Source organism: Bordetella genomosp. 1 (assembly GCF_002261335.1).
GTDB lineage: Bacteria > Pseudomonadota > Gammaproteobacteria > Burkholderiales > Burkholderiaceae_B > Bordetella.
On the sequence record NZ_NEVL01000001.1, the window covers coordinates 607,102 to 629,821 of the forward strand.

The window sequence follows — 22,720 nt, forward strand, 5'->3', positions numbered from 1 at the left end:
CTGTAGGACTAGCCTGAAGATTGTAACGCCGGGTGCCTGACGGGAAGGCGTCTGGCTGGCCCTGCCACCTACAGTAAACTATGATGCATTCCCTCACCCCTTTCTTGCTCAGTGCTGCTGCATCATGGCGAAGAACTACGAATCCGAAATCACCCAGTTCCTGAAGAGCTACAAGACCGCTCACCCTGACACCGAAAAGCGTCAGCGCGAAGGCCGTGGCCTGCTCTGGGACAAATCGCAAGACTCCGAACTGCTCGAAGGCTTCCGTGCCGGCCGCGTGCCGCAGAAGCCTTACGTCTACCAGGCCGACTGAGCCGCGGCGCCGGTAACGAGAGCTCGGCTCCATGTCCAACCGCAACGGCTCCCTATCCGGCGACGATCTGGCAGCTTTGGTGCAACCGCAAGTCGACACGACCCCCGACACCATCGACAGTGTCGCGTTCGCGCGCCTCTACGGCGAGCCGTTGTTCCAGCTGCCCAATGACCTGTACATCCCGCCGGATGCGCTCGAGGTGTTCCTCGAGGCCTTCGAGGGGCCGCTGGACCTGCTGCTCTACCTGATCCGCAAACAGAACTTCAACGTGCTCGACATCCCGATGGCGGACGTCACGCGTCAGTATCTGTCGTACGTGGACCAGATCCGGGTGCACAACCTGGAGCTCGCCGCCGAGTACCTGCTCATGGCGGCCATGCTGATCGAGATCAAGTCGCGCATGCTGCTGCCGGTGCGCAAGTCGGATACCGGCGAAGAGGCCGAGGATCCGCGCGCCGAGCTGGTGCGCCGCCTGCTCGAGTACGAGCAGATGAAGCTGGCCGCGCAGCGCCTCGATGCCCTGCCGCAGATCGGCCGCGACTTCCACGGCACCCAGGCCGTGGCCGAGATCTCGGTCGAGCGCGCGATGCCGGAAGTGAATGTCGACGACCTGCGCGCCGCGTGGGCCGACATCATGAAGCGCGCCAAGCTCAACCAACACCATCACATCACGCGCGAGCAGCTGTCGGTGCGTGACCACATGACCCACATCCTGCGCCGCCTCAACGACGTGCGCTTCATGGAGTTCGGCGAGCTCTTCCTGGAACGCATCCGGGAGGGCGCGCCGGCCGCCGTGGTCGTGGTCCATTTCATCGCCATGCTCGAACTGGCCCGTGAATCCCTGCTGGAAATCACGCAGGCCGAACCGTACGCGCCGATCTACGTGCGCCTGGCCTACACCAGCGTGGCGGCCGCCGCCTGAGGCGGCCCGCGCCGGCCGTCGTGCCTCCAGACGCCCAGCAACCGGGGAGTTTTTCTTGAAAGTCGTACACACCATCCAGGACCTGCGCGATCACCTGCGCGGACAGAACCGCGTTGCCTTCGTGCCCACCATGGGCAACCTGCACGAAGGCCATCTGGCGCTCATGAAGCTGGCGCGCCAGCACGGCGATCCCGTGGTCACCAGCATCTTCGTCAATCGCCTGCAGTTCGGCCCCAACGAGGATTTCGACCGCTACCCGCGCACGCTCCAGGCCGACGTCGAGAAGATGGACCGCGAGCGCGACGTCTACATGGTGTTCGCGCCCGACGAGCGCGAGATGTACCCCGAGCCGCAGAGCTACCGCGTGCAGCCGCCCGATGACCTCGGCGACATCCTCGAGGGCGAGTTCCGCCCCGGCTTCTTCGCCGGCGTCTGCACCGTGGTGCTGAAGCTGTTTTCCTGCGTGCAGCCGCGCGTGGCCGTGTTCGGCAAGAAGGATTACCAGCAGCTGATGATCGTGCGCAGCATGGTGCGCCAGTTCCAGCTGCCGATGGAAATCATCGCCCACGAGACGGTGCGCGCGCCCGACGGGCTGGCGCTGTCGTCGCGCAATCGCTACCTCACGGCGCAGGAGCGCAGCGAGGCGCCCGAGCTCTACGCCACGCTGTCGCACGTGAGCCAGCAGGTCAAGGCGGGTGCGCGCGACGTGGCCGCGCTCGAGTCGGCGGCGCGCGAGCGCCTGGCCGCCCGCGGCTGGCAGGTCGACTACGTGGCGCTGCGCCGCCAGCGCGACCTGAAGGCGCCCGAGGTGGCCGAGATCGACGCCGGCGAACCGCTGGTCGTGCTGGCCGCGGCCAAGCTCGGCGCCACGCGCCTGATCGACAACCTCGAACTCTGAGCGCCCCGTCCGCGCCCGAAACCCGGCCCTCGCGCCGGGTTTTTTTGCGTCCGCGCGGCCCCGGGCAACGCGCGCACACCTGTCAGTAATCTCAGTTATCCGGCGGCGAAACCTTGCGCACACTCTCCGCAATCGTCCATTACGGAGCGTGGCCATGTGGCACTTGCCGAATCCCGTGCCCGCAGGCGCGGACAGCACCATCGTCCATGTGTCGCTCTCGCCCCGCCTGCACGCCACGGCGCCTGGCGCGCCGTCCGGCGGCAGCCCGTGGGGTGGCGAACCGTCGGGCGGGGGCTTGCCCGGCGGATATTCGGGCGGCGCTGCGCCGGGCGGCGGGGCGCTGGCCCGGCTCACGCCGCGCGAGCGCGAGGTGATGGCCTACCTGTGCGCCGGCCAGCCCAACAAGGTGATCGCCATCGACCTCGGCATCTCGATGCGCACGGCCGAGGCGCACCGGGCGCGCATCTTCCGCAAGCTCGGCGTGCGCAATGTGCAGCAGCTGGTGTGTCTCACCTGCCCGTACCGGCTGTGCGCCCTCGGCGGCCTGAGCGGCGTGGCCGAGCCCGGGCCGGCGTCCATGCAGCCGCCCGTGCCGGCGCCCATGCCGGCGCCCTTGCAGGCGCACTTGCCGGCGCCCACGGCGGGTGACGGCGGCGCAAAAGCAGCGGGCCCCGCAGCGGGGGCCCGTCGCTGACCGGCCCAGGCGGGCCGGCGGGAGTGCGGATGGGGGGCTTACTGGCCGCAGCGCGGCTCGGGCTGCTTGAGCTCGGCGATCGGGTCGAGATCGGGCTGGCGGGTGAGGGTGTAGTTCAGGTTGGGCGTGTGGCCGTTGACCGAACGCACGCGCAGCGTGTTGTAGAGCGGCATGCTCAGGTCGGCGCGCAGGTTGCCGGCGCCGTCGAGCAGCAGCACGCGCGGCGGGCGTTCCTGGGTGGCGTCCCAGCAGCCCTGCTCGAGCGTGGGCGGCGTGTTGGCCGACTTCGCGTCGAGGTAGGCCAGGCGGGCGCGCCAGCGGCCGTTGGGCGCCAGCGTGAGCGTCACGCGCTGGGCCTCGCAGTTGAGCGCGGTGGCGAAGCAGGGCAGCGTGCCCTGGAAGGTCTGGGCCTGCGGGATCAGCTCGGCGGCGGCGGTGCGCGGCGTGCCGACCGGCACGCCTGCGTCGGCGTTGCTGGGCTCGTTGGCCGGCGCCGGCTGGCCGTCTTCGGCGGTCGGGCCGCCGGCCTGGGCCTGCTGTTTTTGCTGGGCGTTGGGCTGGCGCGGCTTGAGCTCGATCTGCACCTGCGACGGGGCATGGACCACGCTGCGATAGCCCGCGGCCTGCGCCTGCGACTGGGCGTCGGTGATGGTGCTTTCCGCCGGCGGGTTGTAGTAGCCCTCGGTGCGCTGTTGGGCGCACCCGGCCAGCACGGCGACGGCAGCCACGGCGGCGGTCAGGGCCAGGGGGCGGCCGAGGGAGCGTACGGGAGTGGGCTGGGCGGGCATGGACGGGTCCGGATGGTTCTTGGTCTGTCGCTAATTCTACGCATTTATGCGCATATCCGATACGCTGCACAGAGGGCGCGGGGCGCCCGGTGCGCCGCACGCCGCGGGTCTGCGGGTTGCGCGCAACACTGGGCCGCGTTTGATGATTTTTGCGCGTAACGGAATAATGCCCCCGTCCGCTGGCCGGTTGCGGCGCGGACGCCTGACGGGATCGATCGATGATATGGCATGAGTGGCACTGGAGTCCGGCCTGGGCGCTGGCGCTGGCCGCGCTGGCCGGCCTGGCCGTGGGCGGTTGCCTCACCTGGGTGGTGTACCGCCTGCCGGTGGCGTTGCGGCGCGGCTGGCGCGGCGGGCCGCCGATGACGCCGCCGCGGCCGCTGCGCGGCGAGCGCGTGCGCGCGGTGCCGCTGGCCGGCTGGTGGCTCGCACGCGGCGGACGCATCGGGCTGCGCGCCCGCGCGCGGCGCCAGGGCTTCGGACCGGGCTGGGCACTGCCGCTGGCCGAGCTGGCCTGCGCCGTGTTGTTCGCGCTGTGCGTGTGGCGCTTCGGCGTCACGCTGGCCGCGCTCGCGGCCATGGTGTTGTGCGCCGCCCTGCTCACGCTGGCCTGGATCGATCTGCGCCTGGGCCTGCTGCCCGACGTGCTGACCCTGCCGCTGGCCTGGGCGGGGCTGCTGGTCAATCTGGGCACCGGCTTTGCCACCCTGCCGCAGGCGGTGCTGGGCGCGGTGGCGGGCTATCTGTTCCTGTGGCTGGTCTTTCATCTGTTCCGCCTGTGCACCGGCCGCGATGGCATGGGCTACGGCGACTTCAAGCTGAGCGCCGCGCTGGGCGCCTGGCTGGGGCTGGCCGACCTGCCGACCATTCTGCTGCTGGCCTCGCTCGGCGGCGTGCTGGCCGGCTGGGGGCTGCGCCTGGCGGGCCGCGTCGGCCGCGGCGAGCCGCTGCCCTTCGCGCCCTTCCTGGCGAGCGCGGGGCTGGCGGCGCTGTTCCTGCAGGAGCACGGCGCGGCCGCGCCCGGCCTGCTTCACTGATCTTCGACTTTCCTGGAATGACCTTATGTTCAGAATCGGTTTGACGGGGGGCATCGGCTCCGGCAAGACGCGCGTGGCCGACCTGCTCGCGGAATGGGGCGCCGCCGTCATCGATACCGACGCGATCTCGCACGCCCTGACCGCCGCCGGCGGCGGCGCCATGGCGGCCATCCTCGCCGAGTTCGGGCCGCAGGCGGCCGATCCGGCCGGCGCGCTCGACCGCGCCTGGATGCGCGAGCTGGTGTTCCGCGACCCGCAGGCGCGCACGCGCCTCGAAGCCATCCTGCATCCGCGCATCACGGCCGCCACCAACGCGGCCGCCGAGGCCGCCGCGGGGGCGCCGTATCAGGTGTTCGTGGTGCCGCTGCTGATCGAGTCGGGCCGCTGGCGCGAGCGCGTCGATCGCATCTGCGTGGTCGATTGCGATCCCGCCACGCAGGTCGATCGCGTGCAGCGGCGCAGCGGGCTGACGCCGGAGGCCATCCGTCGTATCATGGCGGTGCAAGTGACGCGCGAGCAACGCCTGGAGGCCGCCGACGACGTGATCGTCAACGATGGCGCCACCACCCCGTACCAACTCATGACGCGCGCACGAGCGCTGCACGACCGCTGGCTCGAGCTGGCAGCCGCAAAGGACCGGACCGCGTGAGGCATGTGAGTCGAGGCTTGCATCCTCGGCGCGGCGCCGCGACCCCTGAGCAACCTGGCCCTTCCGGGTCATCCGCAAGGACTCATCGTTAGCGTCAACAGGCCCAGATCAGCGTGATTCTTTTTGAATACCCCTTCAACGAGCGCGTGCGCGCTTATCTGCGGCTGGAATATCTGTTCGACAGACTGAATTTCTTCGCTCGGGAAGGGGATGCGCGCCAGCATCAGATCGCCGTCGCCACCCTGTTCGACATCCTCGAGGCCGGCGAGCGCACCGACATGAAAAGCGCGGTGCTGCAGGACCTCGAACGCCAGCGCGCCACCCTCATCGCACTGCGCGACCATCCCGGCGTGGCCCAGGATGCGCTCGAAATCATGCTCAAGGACATGGAGCGCGTGGTGGTTGCCCTGCAATCGCAGGGCAAGACCGGCCAATCGCTGCGCGAAAACGAATGGCTGGTGAGCCTGCGCGGCCGCCTGGCCGTGCCCGGCGGCGCCACCCAGGTCGACATGCCTTCCTACCATGCCTGGCAGCACAAGCCCGAGTCGGTGCGCTGCGCCGATCTGCAGGCCTGGATCGCGCCGCTGATGCCGCTGGCCGAAGGCCTGGCCATGGCGCTGCGGCTGCTGCGCGAATCGGGCCGGCGCGGCGACATCGTCGCCGAAGAGGGCGCCTACCAGCAGATGCTGGCCGGCAAGACCTTCCAGCTGCTGCGCGTTTGGGTCGATCCCGAACACGGCGTGTTCCCCGAGATCAGCGCCAACAAATACATGGTCTGGATCCGCTTCTCCATCCAGGACGGCGGGGTCAAGCCCCAGCAGGTGGGCCGGGCCGTGCCATTCCAGATGTCTCTGTGCGCCGCCTGAGCCGGTGCACCCGTCCCGTGACGCTGCCCCTCCGCCCGCCCTGTAGGCGCTCGGACGGCCGCTGATTTCCTAGCCCCGTCCCCGATTTTCTGGCGCCTGCCGCGGCCGGCCGCCGGACAACCTGTTGCGGACGATTTCATTCGGCCACGCGCGCGTCCTCTTTTTCATCTCTCTGGGGGACAATAGACCTTCCCCATTGTGTCCCCGCGTCCGGAAACCCCATGTCTGACATTTCGCCCGCCCCGTCGCCGTCCCGCCGCAAAAAGCGCCTGATCGCGATCGTGGTCGTGTTGCTGCTGGTGGCGCTGGCCGCCTGGCTGATCTGGCGTCCGGCCGCCAACACCGGTGGACAGGGGCGGCGCGGCGGCGGCATGGCCGGCGGGCCGGCCGCGATGATGAACATGCCGGTGCCGGTCAAGGTGGCGGCGGCGCGCTCGCAGGATTTCGACATCGTGCTGCGCGCGCTCGGCACGGTCACCGCCTACAACACCGTCACCGTGCGCAGCCGCGTCGAGGGCGAGCTGGTCAAGGTGAATTTCCAGGAAGGCCAGTTCGTGAAGGCCGGCGACGTGCTCGCGCAGGTCGATCCGCGCCCCTATGAGGTGGCGCTGGCCCAGGCGCAGGGCACCCAGCAGCAGAACCAGGCGCAGCTCGAGAATGCGCGCCGCGACCTGCAGCGGTATCAGACCCTGTTCAAGCAGGATTCCATCGCGCGCCAGCAGCTCGACACGCAGGCCGCGCTGGTGCGCCAGTACGAAGGCACGGTCAAGAGCGACCAGGCCGCGGTCGACAACGCCAAGCTGCAGCTCACCTACTCGCGCATCACGGCGCCGATCGCGGGCCGGCTCGGCCTGCGCCAGGTCGACCAGGGCAACCTGGTGTCCAGCGGTGACACCAACGGCCTGGTGGTGATCACCCAGACCGACCCGATCTCGGTGCTGTTCACCTTGCCCGAGACCCAGCTGCCGGACGTGCTCGCGCAACTGCGCGAGGGCCGCACGCTGCAGGTCCAGGCCTACGACCGCGCCGACATCCGCCAGATCGCGACGGGCGAGCTCGAGACGGTGGACAACCAGATCGACGTGACCACCGGCACCGTCAAGCTCAAGGCCCGTTTCGCCAACGCCGACCAGCAGCTGTTCCCGAACCAGTTCGTGAACGTGCGCCTGCTGGTCGAGCGCCGCGCCAACGTCACCGCGATTCCCACGGTGGCCGTGCAGCAGGGCTCGGTCGGCTCCTTCGTGTTCGTGGTGCAGGAAGACAAGACCGTGGCCGTGCGCCCGCTCAAGCTCGGCACCATCGACCAGGGCTGGGTCGCCGTGAACGAGGGCATCAAGCCCGGCGAGCAGGTCGTCGTGGAAGGCACCGACCGCCTGCGCACCGGCAGCAAGGTCGACGTGGTCGCCACGCCCGAGAACGTGCCGTCGACCCCGGGCTCCTCGCTCGGCGCCGGCGCGCCGGCGGGCACCAGCCCCGCCACCATCAAACGCTCGTCCGGTTCGGGCAGGTAGCGCGCCGTGAATCCGTCGCGCCTGTTCATCCTGCGGCCGGTGGCGACCACGCTGTCGATGATCGCCATCCTCATCGCCGGCCTGATCGCCTACCGCCTGCTGCCGGTTTCGGCGCTGCCCGAGGTCGATTACCCCACCATCCAGGTGGTCACGCTCTATCCGGGCGCCAGCCCCGACGTGATGACCTCGCTCGTCACCTCGCCGCTGGAACGCCAGTTCGGCCAGATGCCGGGGCTGAATCAGATGTCCTCGTCGAGCTCGGGCGGGGCCTCGGTCATCACGATGCAGTTCAGCCTGGACCTCTCGCTCGACGTGGCCGAGCAGCAGGTGCAGGCGGCGATCAACGCGGCCTCCAACCTGCTGCCCAGCGATCTGCCGGTGCCGCCGACCTACAACAAGGTCAACCCCGCCGACGCCGCGGTGCTGACGCTGGCGATCACCTCGCCCACCATGCCGCTGCCGCAGGTGCGCGACCTGGTCGACACCCGCATGGCGCAGAAGCTCTCGCAGATTCCCGGCGTGGGCCTGGTGAGCGTGGCCGGCGGCCAGCGCCCGGCGGTGCGGGTGCAGGTCAATCCGCAGGCGCTGGCCTCGGCCGGGCTGGCGCTGTCGGATCTGCGCACCGCGGTGGTCGGCGCCAACGTCAACCAGCCCAAGGGCAACCTCGACGGGCCGCAGCGCGCCACCACCATCGACGCCAACAGCCAGCTCAAGACGCCCACCGACTACAACGACCTCATCATCGCCTATCGCAACAACGCGCCGCTGCGGCTGTCGGACGTGGCGCGGGCGGTGGAGGGCGCCGAAGACACGCGCCAGGCCGCCTGGGTGGGCGACAAGCCCGCCATTCTGCTCAACATCCAGCGCCAGCCGGGCGCCAACGTGATCGACGTGGTCGACCGGATCTACGAGCTGATCCCGCAGCTGCGCAGCGCCATGCCGGCCACGCTCGACCTCACCGTCGTGTCCGACCGCACCCAGACCATCCGCGATTCGATCAAGAGCGTGCAGCACGAGATGCTGCTGGCGGTGGGGCTGGTGGTGCTGGTGACCTTCATCTTCCTGCGCAGCGCCACGGCCACCTTCATCCCCAGCGTGGTCGTGCCGCTGTCCCTGATCGGCACCTTCGGCATCATGTACCTGGCCGGGTTCTCGCTCAACAACCTCACGCTGATGGCGCTGACCATCGCCACCGGTTTCGTGGTCGACGACGCCATCGTGATGATCGAGAACATCGCGCGCCACATCGAGGAGGGCGAGAGCCCGCTGCACGCCGCGCTCAAGGGGGCGGCGCAGATCGGCTTCACGCTGATCTCGCTCACGCTGTCGCTGATCGCGGTGCTGATCCCGCTGCTCTTCATGACCGAGGTGGTGGGCCGGCTGTTCCGCGAGTTCGCGGTCACGCTGGCGGTGGCGATCATGATCTCGCTGCTGATCTCGCTCACGCTCACGCCCATGATGTGCGCGCGCCTGCTCAAGCCCGAGTCGCAGATGCGCTACGGCCGCTTCCATCAGTTCACGCACAACTTCATCGATCGCGTCATCCAGCGCTACGACGCGATGCTCAAGACCGTGCTCAACCACCAGGTCGCAACCCTGCTGGTTGCGGTCGCAACCTTTGCGGTCACGGTGCTGCTCTACATCGTGATCCCGAAGGGCTTCTTCCCGCAGCAGGACACCGGCCTGCTGCAGGGCATCACCCAGGGCCCGCAGGCGATCTCGTTCACCGCGATGTCGCAGCGCCAGCAGGAGGCCGCCGCTCGCATCCTGCAGGACCCGGCGGTCTCGGCCGTGTCGTCGTTCATCGGCGTGGACGGCAGCAACGCCACGCTGAACGCCGGGCGCATGCAGATCGCGCTCAAGCCGCAGGGCGAGCGCGAGGGCATGGCCGTGGTGACCAAGCGCCTGCAGGACGCCGTCAATGGCCTGCACAACGGCCTCACGCTCTACGTGCAGCCGGTGCAGGACCTCACCATCGAAGACCGGGTGGCGCGCACGCAATACCAGATGACGCTGTCCAACCCCGATCTGTCGGTGTTGAGCGAATGGGCGCCCAAGCTGGTCGAGAAGCTGCGCACCGTGCCCATGCTGGCCGACGTCAGCCACGACCTGCAGGACGAGGGCCTGCAGACCTGGGTGCAGATCGACCGCGATGCCGCCTCGCGGCTCGGCATCACCGCGGCCACCATCGACGAGGCGCTCTACGATGCCTTCGGCCAGCGCCTCATCAGCACCATCTTCACCCAGTCGAACCAGTACCGCGTGGTGATGGAGGTGGAGCCGCAGTTCCGCGCCTCGGCCGCCGCGCTCGACCAGATCCGCGTGCCGACCTCGTCGGGCGGGCAGGTGCCGCTGTCGTCGGTCGCGCACGTGACCGAGGGCCGCACCGTGCTGGCGGTCAACCGGCTCAACCAGTTTCCGATGACGACCGTGTCGTTCAACCTGGCGCCGGGCGCCTCGCTGTCGGGCGCGGTCGAGGCCATCGTGGCGGCCGAACACGAGATCGGCATGCCCGCGGGCGTGGAGACGCGCTTCCAGGGCGCCGCGCTGGCGTTCCAGAGCTCGCTGTCGAGCACGCTGTGGCTGATCCTGGCCGCGATCGTGACCATGTACATCGTCCTGGGCGTGCTCTACGAGAGCTACATCCATCCGATCACCATCCTGTCGACGCTGCCCTCGGCCGGGGTCGGCGCGCTGCTGGCGCTGCTGCTGAGCGGCCGCGACCTCGACATGATCGGCATCATCGGCATCATCCTGCTGATCGGCATCGTCAAGAAAAACGCGATCATGATGATCGACTTCGCGCTCGACGCCGAGCGCAAGCGCGGCATGAGCCCGCGCGAGGCGATCCACGAGGCCGCGCTGCTGCGCTTCCGCCCGATCCTCATGACCACGCTGGCCGCGCTGTTCGGGGCGTTGCCGCTCATGCTGTCGACCGGCACCGGCGCCGAGCTGCGCCAGCCGCTGGGCCTGGTGATGGTGGGCGGCCTGCTGGTGAGCCAGGTGCTCACGCTGTTCACCACGCCGGTGATCTACTTGATGTTCGACCGCCTGGCCACGCGCTGGCGCGGCGGTGAGCGTGCCGGCGCCGGTGCGCGCGCGGCGCCCGGGTCGACGCAGCCATGAACCTGTCGGCGCCCTTCATCGTCCGGCCCGTCGCCACCACGCTGCTGTGCCTGGGCGTGGTGCTGGCGGGCATCCTGTCGTTCCGCCTGCTGGCCGTGGCGCCGCTGCCGCAGGTGGACATCCCCACGATCTCGGTGAGCGCGAGCCTGCCCGGCGCGAGCCCCGAGACCATGGCCTCGAGCGTGGCCACGCCGCTGGAGCGTTCGCTCGGCAGCATCGCCGGCGTGACCGAGATGACCTCGCGCAGCTCGCAGGGCTCGACCCGCATCACGCTGCAGTTCGATCTCTCGCGCGACATCGACGGCGCTGCGCGCGACGTGCAGGCCGCGATCAACGCGGCGCGCTCGCTGCTGCCCACCAGCCTGCGCAGCAACCCCACCTATCACAAGGCCAATCCCTCGTCGGCGCCGATCATGACGCTGGCGATGAGCTCGGAGACGATGACCCAGGGCCAGCTCTACGACCTGGCCTCCACCATCGTGGCGCAGAAGCTGGCGCAGATCAAAGGCGTGGGCGAGGTCACGGTGGGCGGCAGCTCGCTGCCGGCCGTGCGCGTGAGCCTGATCCCCGGCGCGCTGGCCAACCGCGGCGTGTCGCTCGACGAGGTGCGCCAGGCGCTGTCGAGCGCCAATGCCAACCGGCCCAAGGGCTTTCTCGAGAACGACGAATACCACTGGCAGATCATGGCCAGCGACCAGCTCAACAAGGCGGAAGACTACCGCCCGCTGATCGTGGCCTGGCGCGACGGCGCCGCGGTGCGGCTCTCCGACGTGGCCACGGTGGAGGATTCGGTCGAGGATCTGTTCCAGACCGGCTTCTACAACGACCGCAACGCCATCATCCTGATCGTGCGGCGCCAGGCCGACGCCAACATCATCGAGACGGTCGACGAAATCTACGCCCAGCTGCCGCAGCTCGGCGCCATCCTGCCGGGCGACGTGAACATGGTGGTGGCGCAGGACCGCACCCCCAGCATCCGCGCCTCGCTGCACGAGGCCGAGCTGACCCTGGCGATCGCGGTCGGCCTGGTGGTGCTGGTGGTGCTGCTGTTCCTCAAGCGCTGGCGCGCCGCCATCATCCCCTCCGTGGCCGTGCCGGTGTCGCTGGTGGGCACCTTCTGCGTGATGTACGCCTTCGGCTACACGCTCAATACTATCTCTCTGATGGCGCTGATCGTGGCGACCGGCTTCGTGGTGGACGACGCGATCGTGGTGCTCGAGAACATCATGCGCCACGTCGAGCGCGGCATGAGCCCGATGCGCGCCGCGCTGCGCGGCTCGCGCGAGGTGGGCTTCACCGTGTTGTCGATGAGCCTGTCGCTGGTGGCCGTGTTCATCCCGATCCTGCTGATGGGCGGGGTGGTGGGGCGGCTGTTCCGCGAGTTCGCCGTCACGCTGTCGGCCGCGATCCTGGTGTCGCTGGTGGTCTCGCTCACGCTCACGCCCATGATGTGTGCGCGCCTGCTGCGCGCCGAGCCCCCGCCGGATCCGGCCCGGCCGTCGCGCTGGCGCCTGCTCGACCGCGGCTTCGAGCGCATGATGGCGGGCTACCGCAGCAGCCTCGCCTGGGCGCTGGACCATGGCAAGCTCATGCTGCTGATCCTGGCCGCCACCATCGCGCTCAACGTCTATCTCTACACGGCCGTGCCCAAGGGCTTTCTGCCGCAGCAGGACACGGGCCAGCTGCTGGGCTTCTTCCGCGTCGACCAGGGCACCTCGTTCCAGGCCACGGTGCCCAAGCTGGAGTTCTTCCGCAAGGTGATCCAGGCCGACCCGGCGGTGCAGAGCATCACCGCCTACGCCGGCGGGCGCGGCGGCAGCAACACCAGCTTCCTGCAGATCCAGCTCAAACCCCTGGCCGAGCGCGGCGTGAGCGCCGACACGGTGATCAACCGCCTGCGCGGACGGCTCATGCGCGAACCGGGCGCGCAGCTGTTCCTGGTGTCGCAGCAGGACATCCGCATCGGCGGGCGCCAGAGCACCGGCTCCTACGACTACACGCTCATGTCGGGCGACCTGCAGTTGCTGCGCACCTGGATGCCGCGCGTGCAGCGCGCCATGAGCGAGCTGCCCGAGATCACCGACGTGGACGCCGACGTCGAGGACAAGGGCCGCCAGATCAACCTGGTGATCGACCGCGACGCCGCCACCCGGCTCGGCATCGACATGTCCACCATCGCCGCGGTGCTGAACAACTCCTACAGCCAGCGTCAGGTCTCGGTGATGTACGGGCCGCTGAACCAGTATCACGTGGTGATGGGCGTGGACGCGCGCTTCGCCGAAGATGCCGAGTCGCTCAAGCAGCTGCAGGTGATCGCGGCCGATGGCAGCCGCGTGCCGCTGTCGGCCTTCGCCAGGCTCGAGGTCGGCAACGCGCCGCTGTCGGTGAGCCACCAGGGCCTGTTCGTGGCCGACACCATCTCGTTCTCGACCGCGCCCGGCGTGTCGCTCGACCAGGCGCTGGCCGCCATCGATACGGCGGTGGCGCGCATCGGCCTGCCCTCGGATCAGATCCAGGCCGGCTTCCAGGGCACGGCCGCCGAGCTGCAGAAGACGCTGGCGCGCCAGCCCTGGCTGATCCTGGCCGCGCTGGTGGCGATGTACATCGTGCTGGGCATGCTGTACGAGAGCTTCGTGCATCCGCTCACGATCCTGTCGACGCTGCCCTCGGCCGGCATCGGCGCGCTGCTGGCGCTGATGCTGCTCAACACCGAGTTCACGCTGATCGCGCTGATCGGCGTGTTCCTGCTGATCGGCATCGTGAAGAAGAACGCCATCATGATGGTGGACTTCGCGCTCGACGCCGAGCGGCGCGAGGCCATGGCGCCGCGCGACGCCATCTTCCAGGCCTGCCTCACGCGCTTTCGCCCCATCATGATGACCACGCTGGCCGCGATCTTCGGCGCGCTGCCGCTGGTGCTGGCCACCGGCGCGGGCGTCGAGATGCGGCGCCCGCTCGGCATCACCATCGTGGGCGGCCTGGTGCTGTCGCAGATCCTCACCCTCTACACCACGCCCGTCGTCTACCTGTACCTCGACCGACTCCGCCTCTGGGCCGCGCGCCGCCGCGCCGGCACGGCCTCCGTTCCGACTCCGCATCCATGATCCGATTTCCGACCCTGACCTCCGTCTTCTCCGCGCGCCTGGCGCCGCTGGCGCTCGCGCTGCTGCTGGCCGGCTGCGCGGTGGGCCCCGACTACCAGCGCCCCGCCATCGACGTGGGCGCCGGTTTCAAGGAAGGCGAGGGCACGGTGCCGGGCTGGAAGCGGGCGCAGCCCGCCGACCAGGTCGAGCGCGGCGAATGGTGGCGCGTCTACGGCGATGCCACGCTCGATGCCCTGATGGCCGACCTGAACACTGCCAACCAGACCGTGGCGCAGTCCGAGGCCAACTATCGCCAGGCCCAGGCGCTGGTGAATTCGGCGCGCTCGGCCTTCTTCCCGACGGTCGGCGCCGACGCCGGCCTGACCCGTGCCGGCAACGGCGCCAGCTCGCAGAGCACCGGCACCAGCACCTCGAATCAGTATTCCCTGAGCGGCAGCGTGAGCTGGGAGCTGGACGTGTGGGGCCGCATCCGGCGCCAGGTCGAATCGAGCCAGGCCTCCGCGGCGGCCAGCGGCGCCGATCTCGCGGCGACGCGCCTGAGCGCGCAGTCGGCGCTGGCGCAGAACTATCTGCAGCTGCGCATCCTCGACGAGCAGAAGCGCCTGCTGGACGCCACGGTGGCGGCCTACGAGCGCTCGCTGCAGCTCACGCGCAATCGCTACGAGGCCGGCGTGGCGGGCAAGGCCGACGTGGCCGTGGCCGAGACGCAGCTCGAGAACACGCGTGCGCAATCGATCGACCTCGATTGGCAGCGCGGCCAGTACGAGCACGCGATCGCCGTGCTGGTCGGCCTGGCGCCGTCGCGTTTCGCCTTGCCGCCCGCGCCGTTCACGCAGCAATTGCCCGAGATCCCGGTGGCCCTGCCCGCGACGCTGCTGGAGCGCCGGCCCGACGTGGCTGCGGCCGAACGCCGTGCCGCAGCCGCCAACGCCGACATCGGCGTGGCCGTGGCCGCCTGGTTTCCCGACCTGACGCTGTCGGCCAGCGGCGGCTTTCGCAGCGGCCAGTTCGGCGACCTGCTGACCGCGCCCGCGCGCTTCTGGTCGCTCGGCCCCGCGCTCGCGCTCACGATCTTCGACGGCGGCGCGCGCGAGGCGCAGATCGCGTCGGCCCGCGCGGCCTATGATTCGCAGGCCGCGGCCTATCGCCAGAGCGTGCTGGTGGCGCTGCGCGAGGTCGAAGACTATCTGATCCAGCTGCGCGTGATGGCGCAGGAGCAGGAGGTGCAGCGCCGCGCGCTGACCTCGGCACGCGAATCGTTGCGCCTGACGCGCAACCAGTACGAGGCCGGCCTGGTCGACTATCTGAGCGTGGCGGTGGTCGAGGCCACCGCGCTCAACGCCGAGCGCAGCGCGCTCACGCTGTTGGGCAATCGACTGAATGCCAGCGTGCAGCTGATCGCCGCGCTGGGCGGCGGCTGGGAAGGGTTGCCGCAGGCGGATCGCCCGCCCGCGGCACAGGAGACCGCGACGGCCGGCACGCCGGCACCGGCCGCGCAACCCTGACGCATTGCTGCGGCGGGCGCGACCGGCGCGTGTGCGCTGGCCGCGCCGGCGCGGCTCAGATCAGGCCGCGGATCGCGGCGATGCCGTGCGCGCCGTGCTGCTGCGCGTCGCGCAGCGTGTCGGGCGACTGACCGCCCAGCGCAAACACCGGCAGGCCGGCGTCGCGGTTGTGCTGCACGAAGCCGTCCCAGCCGATGGCCGGCTGGCCCGGATGGCTGGCGGTCGGCAGCACCGGCCCGAGCACCGCGAAATCGGCGCCCAGTTCGCGCGCATGCACCACCTCGGCGTGCGTGTGCGCCGACACGCCCACCAGCTTGCCCTCGGCCGCGGCCGGGCGCGTCTGCAGCGCCTTCGCATCGGCCGCGCGCAGGTGCACGCCATCGGCCTCGTTCCACCAGGCTTGCGGATGCACACTGTTGACGAGCAGGCGCGCGCCCGCGCGCTGGCAGCGGGCCAGGGCCTCCTGCATGGCCGCATGCAGCGACGCCGCATCCGCGCCCTCCGGCCAGGCCGGTTCGCGCCACTGCACCAGCTTCAGGCCCTGCGCCAGCGCCCGGTCGAGCTTGGCGAACCAGGCCGGCAGCGCGGCGGGCGAGCCGGCCGAGCTGATGCCGTAGCGCGTTGGCAGCTGCAGCCAGCGCAGCGGCGGCAGCGTGGCCGGCAGCAGGTCGCCCACCACGTCCGCGTGGGCCGGGTCGACCCATTGCAGCCGCTGGTTTTCCAGGCCGCGCGGCTCGCCGTCCCAGCCCGTGACGTGGCAGAACGCCAGCCGCACGGTGGTGTGCGGATAGACGTGCACGTAGGTGACCCACGGCCGCGCCTCGGTCACGCGGATGCCGATCTCTTCTTCGAGCTCGCGCGCCAGCGCCTGCAGCACGGTCTCGCCGGGCTCGAGCTTGCCGCCCGGCAGTTCCCACCATCCCGACCAGGGCTTGCCTTCCGGACGCTGGCCCAGCAACAGCTGGCCGTCGGGCCGCAGGATCAGCCCGGCCGCGACGTCGATGATCTTGTCAGACATGGCGGGCCGCCCAGTCGCGTGCGAACTGATAGGCCACCCGGCCCGAGCGCGAGCCGCGTTCCAGGGCCCATTGCAGCGCCTCGGTGCGGCTCGGCAGCACCTGGTCTTCGGGGCAGCCCAGCTCGCGCAGCCAGTGATAGACGATGTCGAGATAGTCGTCCTGGCGGAACGGATGGAACGACAGCCACAGGCCGAAGCGCTCCGACAGCGAGATCTTCTCCTCGACCGTCTCGCCCGGGTGGATCTCGCCATCCGACTGGTGCTTGGCCTGGAGGTTTTCGCTCATGTATTCCGGCATCAGGTGGCGCCGGTTGGACGTGGCGTAGATGAGCACGTTGTCGCCTGCGGCCGAGACCGAGCCGTCGAGCACCGACTTCAACGCCTTGTAGCCGGCCTCGCCCTCCTCGAACGACAGGTCGTCGCAGAACACGATGTAGCGCTCGCTGCGCGGCGCCACCAGCTCGACGATGTCGGGCAGGTCGCCCAGGTCGGCCTTGTCGACCTCGATCAGGCGCAGGCCCGCGTCGCCGTGCGCGGCCAGCATGGCCTTGACCAGCGAGCTCTTGCCGGTGCCGCGCGCGCCGGTCATGAGCACGTTGTTGGCCGGCTTGCCGGCCAGGAACTGGCGCGTGTTGCGTTCGATGATGCCTTTCTGGCGCTCGATGTGCTGCAGGTCGTCGGCCTCGATGCGGGCGACGTGGCGCACGGCGTCGAGCCAGCCGCGCGAGCCGCGCTTGCGCCAGCGGTAGGCGTGCGCGCTCCAGTCGATCTCGGGCGGCGCGGCGGGCAGAAAGGCTTCGAGCTGCGCGAGCACGCGCTCGGCGCGGGCCAGCAATTGGGTGTAGTCGGTAGCGGTCACTGCGAAATTCCTGGTGAGGCGGCCCGGGAAAGGGGCGCGCCGGCGGTTACGACAGGATCGTCGCTGCCGCCACAGGGGTCGCGGCGGCACGCGGACGAAACGCGCCGGCGGGGGTACTGCGACGCGCTGCAAGCAGATGCGGCGGCCGGGGCGGGCGGGTGACGGCCCGCCCCGGCCGTGGGTGCGCCCCGTGAGGCGCGGCGATCAGGAACGGTAGTCGGCGTTGATGCTGACGTACTCGTGCGAGAAGTCGCAGGTATAGACGGTCTCGGTGTGCTTGCCGCGGCCCAGCGCGATGCGCACGCCGATCTCGGCCTGCTTCATCACGCGCTGGCCATCGGCTTCCTGGTAGTCGGGATTGCGGCCGCCGTCGAGGGCCACCAGCACGTCGTCGAGCCACAGGCGGATCTTGCTCACGTCGAGGTCGTCGATGCCGGCGTAGCCGATGGCGGCCAGGATGCGGCCCAGGTTGGGATCGGAGGCGAAGAAGGCGGTCTTGACCAGCGGCGAGTGCGCCACGGCGTAGGCCACCTTCAGCGCCTCGTCGGCGTTGCCGGCGTCTTCGACGCGGATCGTCATGAACTTGGTGGCGCCCTCGGCGTCGCGCACGATCTTCTGCGCCAGGTCGGTGGCGGCCTCGGCCAGCGCCGCGCGCAGGGCCGGGTAGTTGGCGTCGGTCTCGCTGTCGACCTGCAGGCCGCTCGCGCCGGTGGCGATCACGATGAACGAGTCATTGGTGGAGGTGTCGCCATCGACCGTGATGCGGTTGAACGACACGTCGGCGATCTCGCGCGCCAGCTTGTCGAGCAGGGGCTGGGCGATGCCGGCGTCGGTGGCGAGGTAGCTCAGCATGGTCGCCATGTTGGGGCGGATCATGCCGGCGCCCTTGCTGATGCCGGTCAGGGTGATGGTCTTGCCGCCGATCTCGACGCGGCGCGAATAGATCTTCGGCAGCGTGTCGGTGGTCATGATGCCGTGCGCGGCGTTGAACCATTCGTTGGCGCCCAGCTTGGCGATCGCGCCCGGCAGGCCGGCGACCAGGCGGTCGAGCGGCAGCGGCTCCAGGATCACGCCGGTGGAGAAGGGCAGCACTTCCTCGGCCTTCACGCCCAGCAGGCGGCCGAGCTCGGCGCAGGTGGCGCGGGCCTTCTCCAGGCCCGGCTCGCCGGTGCCGGCGTTGGCGTTGCCGGTGTTGATGACCAGCGCGCGGATCGGGCCGCCGGCCTGCAGATGGGCCTGGCAGACCTGCACCGGCGCGGCGCAGAAACGGTTGCGGGTGAAGACACCGGCCACGCTCGAGCCGGGCGCCAGGCGGAACACCGTCAGGTCGCGTCGGTTGGCTTTGCGGATGCCGGCCTCGGTGACGCCGATTTCAACACCGGCTACGGGGTGGATGTCGGATTCGGAAGGAATCTGAAGATTAACGGCCATGGAGTCGTCTCGATGAGCAGGACGGGAAAAACACCGCGCGCAGGCGGTGGCGGAAAATCTCTCTATTATCCCACCGCCACGAGACAGGCGCTCGCGCGGCGGGTTTCAGGCCGGGGTCAGGGCCCCAGCCGCACCGACGCCACGTCGAGCACGCCCGCGTCGCGGTTCGACAGCACGCTGCGCACCTCGCCGCCGGGCGCCTGCAACACCGACTTGCCGGCGGGCACCTCGGCGCCGCCCGCCCGCCGGGCGCTGCGGCCGCGCGAGGGCGAAAACAGCAGGTCGCCCGCCTGCGCGCCGGGCACCTTGGCGCCGGCGCTGGCCACGCGCGTGCCGGCCGGGTAGGTGACCTCGCCCAGCGTGGCCTCGCTGCTCAGCAGCCCCTCGAACGACAGCCGCTTGCGCTCGGGCGAGAGCCGCAGCTCCACCTTGAGCAGCGGCAGCTGGTCGACGCCGAGCGCCTCGCTGCCGTCGGTGCGGACCAGCCAGCCGGGCTCGCCGGCGCGGCTGGTGAGCCAGGCGCCGGCCGGCAGCGGCCGCTCGTCGAGCGTGTTGCCGGCGGCCAGGTGACAGCCGGCGAACTGCGGCTTGCCGTTGACCAGCCTGAATTCCAGCGGATGGGTCGCCATGCAGGTCCAGCCGTCGATGCGCTGGTTGGTGGCGGTGGTGAGCGACCAGGCCTGGGCCGCGCCGGGCGTGCTGGCCTGGTAGCGGGTCAGGCCGATCGCGTCGATGCCGGCCACGGGCATGGGCGCCGGGAAGCGCGCCGAGATGAAGGTGTCGGGCTGGCCGGCCGTGGCCAGCCGCAGCTGGGTGCCGGCCGGCATCTGCACGCCGGCCAGCGAGGCGGGCGCGTCGAGCGTGACGCGGCGCGCCGCGTCGGCGCGGGCCTCGCGCTGGGCCTGCACCCAGGCGCTGATGTGCTGATAGGGGAACACGCCGCCGGCCAGGGCCAGCAGCGCCATCAGGGTGGGGCCGAGACGGCGGTGTTCGGACAGCCATTCGCGGCTGTCGGGATTGCGGGCCAGCGACACGCACCACGTCAGCAGGGTGCTCAGGCAGATCAGCGAGATCGCCATGGAGACGTAGTAATTGCCGCCGGGAATCGAGACGGAGATCATGGCGGCTATTATGCGCCAAACCCGGCCGCGCCAGCGCCGGCGCGGCCGCCGTTTTCATTCCGATTCGGCGCGCTTGGATACCACCTGCAACTTCAGTTCGCCCAGCGCCTTGTAGAGCGTGTTGCGGCTCGCCTCGGGCATGTCGCCGAACATCCCCTTCACCCACGATTCATGGGCCTTGGCCATCTTGGCGAAGGCCTTCCTGCCCTGCGGGGTGAGCTTGAGCAGCGAGCTGCGCCGGTCGGATTCGACCTTGGTGCGCACCACCAGGCCCTCCTTCTCGAGTTGGTCGGTGATGCCGGTGATGTTGCCGTTGGTCACCATCATGTGGCGCGACAGCTCGCCCATCTTCATGCCCTTGGGCGCGCGCTGGAGCTGCGCCATCAGGTCGAAGCGCGGCAGCGTGGTGTCGTACTCGGTGCGCAGCCGGCTGCGGATCTCCGATTCGATCAGGTTGCAGCAGGTCAGCATGCGCAGCCAGAGCCGCAGCGCGTGATGATCGTCGGGCGCGGCCCGCGTTTCCAGGTCGGGTGAGTCGATCATGAAAGAGTGCCTTGTTGCTGCGTGGAAGAAAGGTCGGGAGGCGTGAGGCCCATCTGCGACAGCAGCGCGCGCGTGTAGGGCGCGGCCGGGTCGTTCAGGCTCAGCACGAGGTCGAAATGGTTGGAGCCCGGCATCGCGACATACTCGCCGGCAAAGCCCGCGGCGCGCCAGGCCGCCAGGAAATCCTGGCTCTGGCGCTTGAATTCATCGGTTTCGCTTTCGCCGTAGGTGACCAGCAGCGGGCAGCCGCCGTGCTCGGGCAGGTGCAGCTGCGGGCTGTTGCGCTCGGCATCGGCCGGGCTCATGCGCATCCATTCATTGATGTGGGTGTGCACCAGCGGGCGCAGGTCGAACAGGCCCGACATCGGCGCGGCGCCGCGCAGCACCTGCTTGGGCACGCCATAGGCCGCGTGCCAGCCCTCGGCCAGCAGCGCGCCCACCAGATGGCCGCCGGCCGAACTGCCGCAGGCATGCAGCCGGGCGGGATCGCCGCCGAGGCGGCCGATGTGCCGGTGCACCCAGGCCAGCGCGCGGCGGTTCTGGTCGACGATGCGGTCGAGCGTGACGGCCGGCGCAAGCGAGTAGTTCACCGCCACCACGATGGCGCCGGCGCGGGTGAAGAGCGGCGCCATGCCGCTCGAATCGCTCTTGGACAGCAGGCGCCAGTAGCCGCCGTGGATGAACAGCAGCACCGGCGCGCGGCCGTCGATGCGGTCGGGCAGGAAGATGTCGAGCGTCTCGTCGGGATGCTCGCCGTAGGCCACGTCGAGCTCGCAGCGCAGCGTCTCGCGCGCCATGCGGCTGTCGTCGGCATAGCGCTTGAGTATCGGGTGGATGTCGGGTACTGTCGCGCGAGCGTTGTACTGCACATCCAGTGCCGCGCGATCGTATTCGCGATACAGGGGTCGGTCTTGATCGGCCATGGCGTCCAGCGTGTGGGGGTTATCGGTACAAACCCTAGACTTGTTTTGCCGAATACTTTAAACCTAAACTATGGCGCACGCCAGTTTCTTTTGCCCCGCGCGCATGCCGGCACGGGGGCAAGGTCAGGTCGGGCCGCGGGGTCCGGCGGTCCGATGCCGATGCTGGCGCTGGAAGCATCCGTATCAAAAAAGGCCGTATAAAAAACCTGCCGCGCCCTGCGCAAGGAGCTCCACCATGCGTTTGATCCCCTCCCTCCTGGTCGCGGCGGCAATGCTGCCGGGCCTGGCCAGCGCCGACACCATCAAGGTCGGCATCGCCAACGACATCTCCGGCCCGTTCTCCGCGCTGGGCGCCGAAGCCCGCGACGGCTTCAACCTCGCCATCAAGCAGCTGGGCAACAAGCTGGGCGGCCAGCCCGCCGAGTTCATCCAGACCGACATGGGCGGCAATCCGGATCAGGCACGCCAGCTCGTCACGCGCTACATCCAGCGCGAAAAGATCGATTTCTTCACCGGCCCGATCGGCTCGAACGTCGCGCTGGCCGTGGGCCCGGCGCTGTTCGCCGCCAAGGTGCCGTTCCTGTCGAACAACCCCGGCCCCAGCCAGTATGCGGGCGCCCAGTGCAACAAGTTCTGGTTCGGCCTGTCGTACCAGAACGACGCCTTCCACGAGGCCGCCGGCAAGGTCGCCGCCGACCGCGGCTACAAGAAGGTGTTCGTGATGGCGCCCGACTATCCCGCCGGCAAGGATGCGCTCACCGGCTTCAAGCGCGGCTACAAGACGCCCGTGGCCGAAGAGCTCTACACCAAGCTCGGCCAGCTCGACTACGCCGCCGAGCTCGCGCAGATCCGCGCGGCCAAGCCCGACGCGGTCTACATCTTCCTGCCGGGCGGCATGGGCATCAACTTCGTCAAGCAGTTCGTGGCCGCCGGCCTGTCGCAGGGCACCGCGCTCGTGGGCCCCGGCTTCTCGGCCGACGAAGACGTGATCCAGGCCGTGGGCGAGCCCATGCTCGGCATGTACAACACGGCGCAATGGGCACACGACCTCGACGTGCCGCAGAACAAGCAGTTCGTCGACGCCTTCCGCAAGGAATACAACAACCGCTATCCGTCCGTGTATGCCGCCCAGGCCTACGACGTGATCATGGCCATCGACGCGGCCGTGAAGCAGAGCGGCGGCAAGGCCAGCGATCGCGACGCCATCGTGGCGGCGCTGGAGAAGGCCGACTTCTCCTCCGTGCGTGGCCCCTTCACCTACGGCAAGAACCACTACCCGATCCAGCCCTACTACGTGCGCGTCGTCGACAAGGACGCCAGCGGCAAGATCACCAACAAGCTGGTCGGCAAGGTGTTCGACAAGTACCAGGACGTCTACGTAGGCGAGTGCAAGCTCTGATGGCAAAAGGCGC

The 22,720-nt window shown here is 69.7% G+C and carries 19 protein-coding genes; 12 read left to right on the top strand and 7 right to left on the bottom strand.

Annotated features, from left to right (window positions below; all coding sequences use genetic code 11):
• The first annotated feature begins 124 nt into the window (after nt 1-124).
• The 4 genes from CEG14_RS02780 (at nt 125) to CEG14_RS26740 (ending at nt 2,827) form a co-directional block, all read left to right on the top strand.
• A complete protein-coding gene (locus CEG14_RS02780) occupies nt 125-313 on the top strand; it encodes a DUF3460 family protein (RefSeq protein ID WP_094824818.1) in 189 nt (62 codons plus the stop codon).
• Between the two features lie 31 nt (nt 314-344).
• Nucleotides 345-1,235: a segregation and condensation protein A gene (locus CEG14_RS02785; protein WP_094824819.1), complete on the top strand. Its 891-nt coding sequence runs from the start codon at nt 345-347 to the stop codon at nt 1,233-1,235.
• Between the two features lie 55 nt (nt 1,236-1,290).
• Nucleotides 1,291-2,133 carry a pantoate--beta-alanine ligase gene (gene panC, locus CEG14_RS02790; RefSeq protein ID WP_094824820.1) on the top strand — a complete coding sequence of 281 codons (843 nt, stop codon included), beginning with the start codon at nt 1,291-1,293 and terminating at the stop codon, nt 2,131-2,133.
• Between the two features lie 154 nt (nt 2,134-2,287).
• On the top strand, nt 2,288-2,827 hold the full coding sequence (locus CEG14_RS26740) for a response regulator transcription factor (RefSeq protein WP_094824821.1): 540 nt from the start codon (nt 2,288-2,290) through the stop codon (nt 2,825-2,827).
• 38 nt (nt 2,828-2,865) lie between these two features.
• Here the strand turns inward: CEG14_RS26740 and CEG14_RS02800 are convergent, their stop codons facing one another.
• Entirely contained in the window at nt 2,866-3,615 is a 750-nt protein-coding gene (locus CEG14_RS02800) for a copper resistance protein NlpE N-terminal domain-containing protein (RefSeq protein WP_094824822.1), read from the bottom strand.
• Between the two features lie 218 nt (nt 3,616-3,833).
• On the opposite strand from CEG14_RS02800, the gene CEG14_RS02805 reads away from it, so the two are divergent.
• The 7 genes from CEG14_RS02805 to CEG14_RS02835 all read left to right on the top strand — a co-directional run bounded on the left by CEG14_RS02805 (nt 3,834) and on the right by CEG14_RS02835 (nt 15,413).
• A complete protein-coding gene (locus tag CEG14_RS02805; protein WP_176461355.1) occupies nt 3,834-4,652 on the top strand; it encodes a prepilin peptidase in 819 nt (272 codons plus the stop codon).
• Nucleotides 4,653-4,677: 25 nt separating this feature from the next.
• On the top strand, nt 4,678-5,301 hold the full coding sequence (coaE, locus tag CEG14_RS02810) for a dephospho-CoA kinase (protein WP_094824823.1): 624 nt from the start codon (nt 4,678-4,680) through the stop codon (nt 5,299-5,301).
• Nucleotides 5,302-5,414: 113 nt separating this feature from the next.
• Nucleotides 5,415-6,167, top strand: a complete 753-nt coding sequence (gene zapD / locus CEG14_RS02815) for a cell division protein ZapD (RefSeq protein ID WP_094824824.1) — start codon at nt 5,415-5,417, stop codon at nt 6,165-6,167.
• A 221-nt stretch (nt 6,168-6,388) separates the two neighbouring features.
• Nucleotides 6,389-7,678, top strand: coding sequence for an MdtA/MuxA family multidrug efflux RND transporter periplasmic adaptor subunit (locus CEG14_RS02820; protein ID WP_094824825.1), 1,290 nt, complete (start codon nt 6,389-6,391; stop codon nt 7,676-7,678).
• 6 nt (nt 7,679-7,684) lie between these two features.
• A complete protein-coding gene (locus tag CEG14_RS02825; protein ID WP_094824826.1) occupies nt 7,685-10,804 on the top strand; it encodes an MdtB/MuxB family multidrug efflux RND transporter permease subunit in 3,120 nt (1,039 codons plus the stop codon).
• Entirely contained in the window at nt 10,801-13,908 is a 3,108-nt protein-coding gene (locus tag CEG14_RS02830; protein WP_094824827.1) for a multidrug efflux RND transporter permease subunit, read from the top strand. Before CEG14_RS02825 ends, CEG14_RS02830 begins: the two co-directional genes overlap by 4 nt.
• The gene (locus CEG14_RS02835) at nt 13,905-15,413 is read left to right on the top strand and encodes an efflux transporter outer membrane subunit (RefSeq protein WP_094824828.1); all 1,509 of its coding nucleotides are present in this window, start codon (nt 13,905-13,907) and stop codon (nt 15,411-15,413) included. Before CEG14_RS02830 ends, CEG14_RS02835 begins: the two co-directional genes overlap by 4 nt.
• A gap of 55 nt (nt 15,414-15,468) precedes the next feature.
• On the opposite strand, the gene CEG14_RS02840 is transcribed toward CEG14_RS02835, so the two are convergent.
• The 6 genes from CEG14_RS02840 to CEG14_RS02865 form a co-directional block, all read right to left on the bottom strand.
• Entirely contained in the window at nt 15,469-16,431 is a 963-nt protein-coding gene (locus CEG14_RS02840; protein WP_094824829.1) for a Nudix family hydrolase, read from the bottom strand.
• On the bottom strand, nt 16,424-17,290 hold the full coding sequence (locus tag CEG14_RS02845; RefSeq protein ID WP_094824830.1) for an ATP-binding protein: 867 nt from the start codon (nt 17,288-17,290) through the stop codon (nt 16,424-16,426). The genes CEG14_RS02840 and CEG14_RS02845 overlap by 8 nt, the downstream gene beginning before the upstream one ends.
• A 204-nt stretch (nt 17,291-17,494) precedes the next feature.
• Nucleotides 17,495-18,721 (bottom strand): bifunctional glutamate N-acetyltransferase/amino-acid acetyltransferase ArgJ, encoded by a 1,227-nt coding sequence (gene argJ / locus CEG14_RS02850; protein ID WP_094824831.1) that lies wholly within the window; start codon nt 18,719-18,721, stop codon nt 17,495-17,497.
• Between the two features lie 116 nt (nt 18,722-18,837).
• Nucleotides 18,838-19,842, bottom strand: a complete 1,005-nt coding sequence (locus CEG14_RS02855; protein WP_094824832.1) for a hypothetical protein — start codon at nt 19,840-19,842, stop codon at nt 18,838-18,840.
• A 54-nt stretch (nt 19,843-19,896) separates the two neighbouring features.
• A complete protein-coding gene (locus CEG14_RS02860) occupies nt 19,897-20,385 on the bottom strand; it encodes a MarR family winged helix-turn-helix transcriptional regulator (RefSeq protein WP_094824833.1) in 489 nt (162 codons plus the stop codon).
• The gene (locus CEG14_RS02865) at nt 20,382-21,308 is read right to left on the bottom strand and encodes an alpha/beta hydrolase (RefSeq protein ID WP_094824834.1); all 927 of its coding nucleotides are present in this window, start codon (nt 21,306-21,308) and stop codon (nt 20,382-20,384) included. Before CEG14_RS02865 ends, CEG14_RS02860 begins: the two co-directional genes overlap by 4 nt.
• A 235-nt stretch (nt 21,309-21,543) precedes the next feature.
• Between CEG14_RS02865 and CEG14_RS02870 the strand changes: the two genes are divergently transcribed.
• Nucleotides 21,544-22,707, top strand: coding sequence for an ABC transporter substrate-binding protein (locus CEG14_RS02870; RefSeq protein ID WP_094824835.1), 1,164 nt, complete (start codon nt 21,544-21,546; stop codon nt 22,705-22,707).
• Nucleotides 22,708-22,720: the final 13 nt, after the last annotated feature.